We start from the raw sequence: 6,286 nt of genomic DNA, 5'->3' as shown, positions 1-6,286 counted from the left end.
TCAATGCCGGGCAGACCGTGGATCATTTCCGGGTGCTCATTGTGGGAATAGCGGGGCGCGCCGCGAATTTCGGCGATCCGTGTACTACGCGAACCCGTGCCGGGAAGTGCGCGTCAATCAGCTTGCCGGGTCCAACAAGCAGCGCCCATTCCACACCATATGGGAACCTTGTATGATTCGGCGAACTAGATAACCCAAACGATTAGGTTTGCTATAATAATTCATGCCGACAGTCTTCTCGCTCTTTGGCCTGCGCGTTGCCATCTATCCGAACGATCACAGGCCGGCGCACGTGCATGTGATGGGCAAGGGCTGCGAGGCGGTGTTTAACCTGCACTGCCCGGGCGGACCGCCTGAGCTGCGCGAGAACTACGGGTTCGGCGCGAAGGACCTGGGCCGGATCGTCGATGGCCTGACCACCCACCTGGCTGCCCTGTGCAGCGAATGGAGAAGTATCCATGGCCTCCCTTACTGATGCCGAGATCACTGCGGCCAACGCGCGCGGCGCCGAGAAGAAGGCCGCCGTGCCGGTGGTTGTGTCGGTGAAGTACGACCGCCGGGTGGGGCGTGTGGTGATCGCGCTGGCCTCGGGGCTCGAGCTCGCCTTTCCCCCAAGGGCGGCGCAAGGCCTCGAGCATGCACATCCGGCCGACCTGGCAGATGCCGAAATCAGCCCGTCAGGGCTGGGCATTCATTTCCCGCGCATCGACGCGGACCTCTATCTGCCGGCGCTGCTCGAAGGTTTTCTGGGCTCCAAACGCTGGATGGCGGCCCAGATGGGCAAACGCGGCGGCGCCAGCGCCAGTGCCGCCAAGGTGGCGGCCGCGCGCCAGAACGGCAAGCTCGGAGGTCGCCCCAAGAAGATCCCGGCCGCGACCTGAGCACCAGACATCAGCAAGTCACGATGAGCTGGCCAGAGTACGGCACTCCCTGGCTGGTGTGACTGCCGTGCAGATGGATCGACTCTGCTTGAGGGATGGCCCAGCACGGCCTGACTCTGGCCGACCTGCAGGCCGCTGGCTGCTTTACCGAGACGCCCCCGGCGCCATCACCTGGGTCGGTGCGCTACCGCAACGCGCACGGGCAGGGCTGGGACGGCCGCGGCGCCATGCCGGACTGGCTGCAGCGGGCAATCCACGCCGGCCAGATGGTGGAACATTTCCGGGTGCCCACCACGGGAGTCACGGGGCGTGCCGTGATGGGGCGTTCCGATTTGTAATCAAACGGTTAGCCGGAGGTGCGGCGGATTTTTGACGAATCCCGGCCATCACTCTTGAAGGTCGTGTCAATCGAGCTCGCAGCGACGAGACAGATCCTTGATGGCTTCGAATGACCGCGCGGGCGATCTCGATCTGTCTCGCGGTTTTCTCGCGCATTCCGCGCAACAGCGACAGCCCAAGTCGCCCGGCCGGCGGATTGCCTTCCACGCGTTCGAGGGGTGAATCCCAGAGGCCGATGGTGACGTCTGCGGGATGGACCTCAACGCCGTGGCGCTTGGCGAGGGTTGGCCAGTCTTGCTGAATCAGACACGCGGGCTTTTGCGGCGAGCGGTTTGCAGGGCTTCGCTATACGAATTTCGGGTCGTTGTAGAGCCGCCCGCGAACTGCCTTGACGCCACCGGCAGGTGGCGTAGAATTTACACGGTCGGGTGCCGCAAGGTTCCCGATAATGGTTGTGAACCTTCTTCTTGAAGGCCCTCTGGACGGCGGTTCGATTCCGCCCAGGTCCACCAGAAGCACATTGCACGGGTAGTGTGCTTCTGATGGGCCTGACCTGGTTTCGACAGGGGGAGATAGGGTCGTGAGGCAACTCGTCAGAGAAGACGTTAAAACTAAATCGAAGTAAATGCTAACGACGAAAAGTTCGCATTGGCCGCTTAATTGCCGCCTTGGGTTGTAACTGACCTCGAAACAGAAAAGTTACTGACAGGGGCTCCTTCGGGGGCCCTTGTTCATGTTGGCGCTGGCACCTTGCGCGTGGTTAAGCGCTGATCTGCTCGGGGGCAAAGTGAACTGGTGCAGATGTTCGTCCGTCCAGCCCGCGACCATCTGTACGACATGGTGAAGTTGCCCGAGCGTGATGTGCGCTGGACTGAGCACGCGCTGCTAAACGGGGTCCTCTTGTTTCCAGTGCATAGCGTGACGGTAGGAGATCGAGCACTGGCGTGGCAGGGGGCGTGCCAGGATAAAGCCGGAAATGACATATATGCCAAATATACCAGCGATTCGCCGGAACAATGTTGAGGCCGAACGGTCTTTGAGACGACAACGCAGGATCCTGCTCCGCAGCTTCCTCAAATTTGTGCACCTAAAATGAAGTCGATCGAAATCGAGTGCGCCGAAGCCATCACCTGGATCCGCATCCAGATGGCCCAGCACGGCCTGACCCTGGCCCACCTGCAGGCCGCGGACTGCTTTACTGGGTGAGTAGGCAGGGGGAGTTTCACCCCCAGCCTCTCGCAGAACCGGACGTGAGCCTCTCGACTCATCCGGCTCCCATCATCCAACCGCAGGTAGACATCCCATTCTCCAATGCACAAAGGCAGTGGGGAATCGACGCGCAAGCCGCCCGAGGGCGTGTCTCGCCCGCGTTTTACGGCGAGCGAGAGGCTTGTACTTGCGCATCATCCAGCGTACCAAGTAGTCATTCATGTGTTTCCAGATCACCGACATCGCCGAGCCATGGAAGCGGCCGTAGTACTGCTGCCACCCCCTCAGAATCGGATTGAACCTTGCCGCCAGATCGCCCAATTCACGGTCGCACATCAGTTGCAGATGCCATCCCCGAATAGTCTGCCGCATCGCCTTGAGGGCGTCACGGCTGACCGCCGGTGCGAAGTTCACATAGATCCGCTGATACTTGTCCACCGCTTTGCGCGGCCGGAATGTGTACGCCAGGAAGGTGAACTGGACATCAGGATGTGGTTCCCGCCGATTGACGTCCCGGCAGTAGACGATCCTTGTCTTGCCCGGGTGCAATTCGAGCCCGCATTCGCCGAACCGCTTACCGATCCTGTCTAACGCCAGCTTGGCCTGGGCCAAGCTCTTGCAATGGACCACCCCGTCATCAGCGTAGCGGCAGAACCGTACGCTTTGCACCAGCAGCTCCTGGCGCTGGGGCTCAAGGAAGTGGATCTCGCCGGATTGCAAGCCGACCTGGACGCGGCGAGGGCGAAGGGGACGGGAATGGCAGGCAAGCCGCAGTCGTGGATGGGCAGGCTGGCGGGCAAGGCGATCGAGGGCGCCGCCGGTGTCGGCGTGGAAGCGCTCGCCGGTGGCGTGGCGAAGGCGATTGGCGGCTATCTGGGCGTGTCGCAGCGCTGGCCGAAATAGAAAAAGGCGCTCCGCAGAGCGCCCCCCAAGCAGGAAGTTGGGGGTCCGCCAGCGCGGACACGATCTGCGTGACTTCGGTAAAGATCGGCAGCGCGCGCGAGTCCGTCACCCAAATGCTGTAGGCCCAGTACATCTGCAGCGCGGGCACACCGTAGGCAAGGAACCGCATCGGTTCGCCATACAGGGTCGGGACGTCGAAGTACCAGTACAGCAATGGCCCGGCCAGCAGCATCAGCGTGAAAGGACGGCTTAACCAGTGAAGCAGTCCGTGCACGTAGTGAAGGCGCTGGCCCAGCGTATAGCCGCGGCCGCGCAGCGGACCGTCGGCCGTGAGCGCGACCTGGATCGTGCCCAGGCCCCAGCGGCTGCGCTGGCTGATGTATTCGGGCAGCCCTTCGGCGGACAGGCCCACGCTCAAGCTCGACAGCGGCGCATCGGGATAATTTCTCTGTCCATTGTGCGGGACGAGAATTAATCGATTTGTTGTCAGCGGCCAAATCAATTGCTGATTTTTAGCCGTCGCATGAGCCAGTTCGCGGTGAACTCGAAGTGCTCTCGCATGTTCGACTCCGCCGTGTGGCCATCATCCCCAAAGACCAGTTGCGTCACATTGAAGCCAAGAGCGGCAAGAGATGTAGGCTCATCTCTGGATACGAGATCTTCGCGGGCGCCGTTCACCATGAGAATGGGTTTGCGCAACTGCGCCGCGGTTGGCATCTTCAATTGACGTGAGAGTTGGAACGCTTCGTAGTATTCGCACATCGCCTGACGAGGTGTCGTCAGCGGATTCATGTTGGCAAATACAGTGTAGGGAGCGACGATCCATGCAGGCGCTTTCTCGCAATGCTCTTGTCCGAAGCTCGAATCGCTGGGGCCACCTATATTGACAATCGCTTGGTAGAAGTCGTTTCGCAGCCCGCCAAGTGTTCCCAAATAGCCCCCCATGCTCCAGCCGTACACGGTCACTCGGCTTGTGTCCAGGTCGCTGCGAGTCTTGATGTAGTCCGCAATCGTGTCAAGCATCGTAGAGGACTCCGGACGGAATCCCAATTGATTCTCCCCGGTGTCTGGATTTTCCACAATGAGGGTTGCAAACCCGCGGCCCATGAAGTAGTCGCTGTGCCGGATCATCTCCGTCTTCAGGTTGTCGAGGCCGCCGAGAATGACCAGCACCGGCGGCTTCTCATTGCTGCCGCTTCGCGTTGACAGTGCACGGAAGTAGCCAACGAATTCTTTTTCGCCGGCCTTGAATTTGATTCGCTGGAGCGGTTTTCCCAAGACCGCGTAGGCTCGTTCGGTCGCCTGCAGATCTGCAGCGGGGATCTGCTTGGGTAACCGATTCATCCGCAGATAGAAAGCGGCCTTTTTGTAAGCGGCCGATGCGGACGCATTGTCGCCCCGCTCCTCGGCCACGTGAGCTTGTTCCAGATGCATCTGAGCGGCCTTGCTAAAAGTCGCTTGCCAGGTCGGCTCCAACGGTCCCACATGTTCCGGCAGAGTTCCAACGACGTCATCGAATGTGCTTGGCTCTATGCCGGCATCCTCGAGCCACCAACAGATGTTGAACTTGAACGAAGGATGCATGCGAGCGATGCCTCCCGGGTACTCAGCCTGTCCTTTCCTGCAGAACTCGGCCATGCTGTCCGCGGCCCTGACTGAGGGGATGCCCTGCGCAGCGGATTCGCGCGGCACAACCGCAACAAGAAGGACGGCTCCAAGGAGCGTCAAGAGTTTCAAGATCAATTTGTCCGTCATAGTCTTTCCTTTTTGGGGTTCGGCCCCCCCAGAACTACGGCGATGAAGAGGTCTACCTGGCGTTATTGGGGCGACGCACTGGGTAGCCAGCCATTGCGGCGATACCAAGCGACCGTATCGGCAACGGTTTGCTCGATGGGGCGAAATTTCAGTTGAAGTTTCTGCTCGCTCTTTGTGTGAATGAAATGACTACGTCCCGCCTCCTTGCGCATCAGCCTCACCGTCGCCAAGCTGAGCAAGATGGGTTTGCCGCTCATCCTCGCGTAGAGCTCCTGTGCTGCCGCCAGGAAATACAGAAGCAGGAAAGGCAAGTTCCTTGTCGGCGTCTTGATGCCCGCGATCTTCCCCACCAAGGGAACCAATTCCTGCATAGTCATGTGGCGGCCGGCAGCCAGATAGCGTTCGCCGCGCTGGCCGCGCTCTGCAGTTGAAATCTGCGCCCTCGCTACGTCACGAGCATCGACAACCGAGAAGCTCCCTGGCAGCAACCCTGGCAATTTTCCAAGCACCACATCGTTGACAAATTGTCCTGACGAGGTAGGGCCGATATCGGCAGGCCCCCACATCCACCCAGGCAAGACAAAGCTCGCATGCATGTCCGGATGCGTTTCAAGAAAGGCCGATACGACTTGATCGGCCAGTATCTTGCTTCGGTAATAGTCGTCGTCAGCATCTGCCAGGTCACGCAGGCAGGTCTCGTCGATGGGCATGCCCGGCTCGCCATTCAGCACCGCGATGGATGAGGTCTGAACGAAGCGCCGGATGCCGGCGTCGTATGCCCGCTCGATAAGCTGCTGCGTGCCATCCACATTGATGCGTTTGAGCTCTTCCCAGTGGCTGCCACCCTTGAAGTTGTCTCGAAAGAAGGCGGCGGTGTGGAACACCACGTCACATCCTTGCAGCGCTCTGGAGAAAGCGGGTACATCCGCCATGTCGCCTAGCACCAGTTCAACGCCTTTCACTCCCGAGAACTGTTGCATACCTTTGGTCTCCGAGCGGGCGAGGGCCTTGACGGAGACACCGCGTGCAACCAGCTCACGCACAAGGTTGTTGCCGAGAAGGCCTGTGGCGCCGGTGACGAACGCGGACCTTGGGCTGTTGCGTTTTTTCATATCGATTGAATTTCAAAATTCATATGACTTTTCAATATACATGCGGCATTTTGAAATATCAAGTGACATCTGAAATGGTGTTTGACT

The 6,286-nt window shown here is 59.8% G+C and carries 8 protein-coding genes, 1 other RNA gene and 1 pseudogene; 5 read left to right on the top strand and 5 right to left on the bottom strand.

Annotation, left to right across the window (positions count from 1 at the left end; translation table 11 throughout):
* Window positions 1-223: 223 nt before the first annotated feature.
* The 4 genes from CF70_RS15690 (at window position 224) to ssrA (ending at window position 1,954) form a co-directional block, all read left to right on the top strand.
* Complete coding sequence (locus tag CF70_RS15690) at window positions 224-475, top strand: DUF4160 domain-containing protein (RefSeq protein ID WP_035866338.1); 252 nt, start codon at window positions 224-226, stop codon at window positions 473-475.
* Entirely contained in the window at window positions 459-881 is a 423-nt protein-coding gene (locus CF70_RS15685) for a DUF2442 domain-containing protein (RefSeq protein ID WP_035866335.1), read from the top strand. The genes CF70_RS15690 and CF70_RS15685 overlap by 17 nt, the downstream gene beginning before the upstream one ends.
* 95 nt (window positions 882-976) lie before the next feature.
* Entirely contained in the window at window positions 977-1,219 is a 243-nt protein-coding gene (locus tag CF70_RS15680; RefSeq protein ID WP_051648528.1) for an H-NS family nucleoid-associated regulatory protein, read from the top strand.
* 375 nt (window positions 1,220-1,594) lie between these two features.
* Window positions 1,595-1,954, top strand: a transfer-messenger RNA (tmRNA) gene (gene ssrA, locus CF70_RS34220).
* Here ssrA and CF70_RS38970 read toward each other — a convergent pair.
* Together CF70_RS38970 and CF70_RS15670 are read right to left on the bottom strand one after the other, a co-directional pair.
* Window positions 1,920-2,099 (bottom strand): IS1096 element passenger TnpR family protein, encoded by a 180-nt coding sequence (locus CF70_RS38970; RefSeq protein ID WP_152561827.1) that lies wholly within the window; start codon window positions 2,097-2,099, stop codon window positions 1,920-1,922. The genes ssrA and CF70_RS38970 overlap by 35 nt on opposite strands.
* A 399-nt stretch (window positions 2,100-2,498) precedes the next feature.
* A complete protein-coding gene (locus CF70_RS15670) occupies window positions 2,499-3,098 on the bottom strand; it encodes a group II intron maturase-specific domain-containing protein (protein ID WP_235185065.1) in 600 nt (199 codons plus the stop codon).
* Here CF70_RS15670 and CF70_RS36965 point away from each other — a divergent pair.
* On the top strand, window positions 3,093-3,332 hold the full coding sequence (locus CF70_RS36965) for a hypothetical protein (protein WP_200876760.1): 240 nt from the start codon (window positions 3,093-3,095) through the stop codon (window positions 3,330-3,332). The two genes, CF70_RS15670 and CF70_RS36965, sit on opposite strands and share 6 nt — an antisense overlap.
* Window positions 3,333-3,378: 46 nt before the next feature.
* Here the strand turns inward: CF70_RS36965 and CF70_RS34930 are convergent.
* The 3 genes and pseudogenes from CF70_RS34930 to CF70_RS15655 form a co-directional block, all read right to left on the bottom strand.
* Window positions 3,379-3,750, bottom strand: a pseudogene (locus CF70_RS34930) (cellulose synthase); the annotation flags it as partial.
* Between the two features lie 80 nt (window positions 3,751-3,830).
* Window positions 3,831-5,087 carry an alpha/beta hydrolase gene (locus tag CF70_RS15660; RefSeq protein ID WP_035866328.1) on the bottom strand — a complete coding sequence of 419 codons (1,257 nt, stop codon included), beginning with the start codon at window positions 5,085-5,087 and terminating at the stop codon, window positions 3,831-3,833.
* 62 nt (window positions 5,088-5,149) lie between these two features.
* Window positions 5,150-6,199, bottom strand: a complete 1,050-nt coding sequence (locus tag CF70_RS15655) for an SDR family oxidoreductase (protein ID WP_035866324.1) — start codon at window positions 6,197-6,199, stop codon at window positions 5,150-5,152.
* Window positions 6,200-6,286: the final 87 nt, after the last annotated feature.

This window comes from Cupriavidus sp. SK-3 (genome assembly GCF_000611145.1).
Taxonomy (GTDB): domain Bacteria; phylum Pseudomonadota; class Gammaproteobacteria; order Burkholderiales; family Burkholderiaceae; genus Cupriavidus.
This window is presented reverse-complemented; position numbering and strand designations above follow the sequence as displayed.

Bases quoted from the DNA above. Each gene is read 5' to 3' on its own strand.
- CF70_RS15690 (WP_035866338.1), top strand. From the start codon at position 224: ATGCCGACAGTCTTCTCGCTCTTTGGCCTGCGCGTTGCCATCTATCCG.
- CF70_RS15685 (WP_035866335.1), top strand. From the start codon at position 459: ATGGCCTCCCTTACTGATGCCGAGATCACTGCGGCCAACGCGCGCGGC.
- CF70_RS15680 (WP_051648528.1), top strand. From the start codon at position 977: ATGGCCCAGCACGGCCTGACTCTGGCCGACCTGCAGGCCGCTGGCTGC.
- CF70_RS15660 (WP_035866328.1), bottom strand. From the start codon at position 5,087: ATGACGGACAAATTGATCTTGAAACTCTTGACGCTCCTTGGAGCCGTC.
- CF70_RS15655 (WP_035866324.1), bottom strand. From the start codon at position 6,199: ATGAAAAAACGCAACAGCCCAAGGTCCGCGTTCGTCACCGGCGCCACA.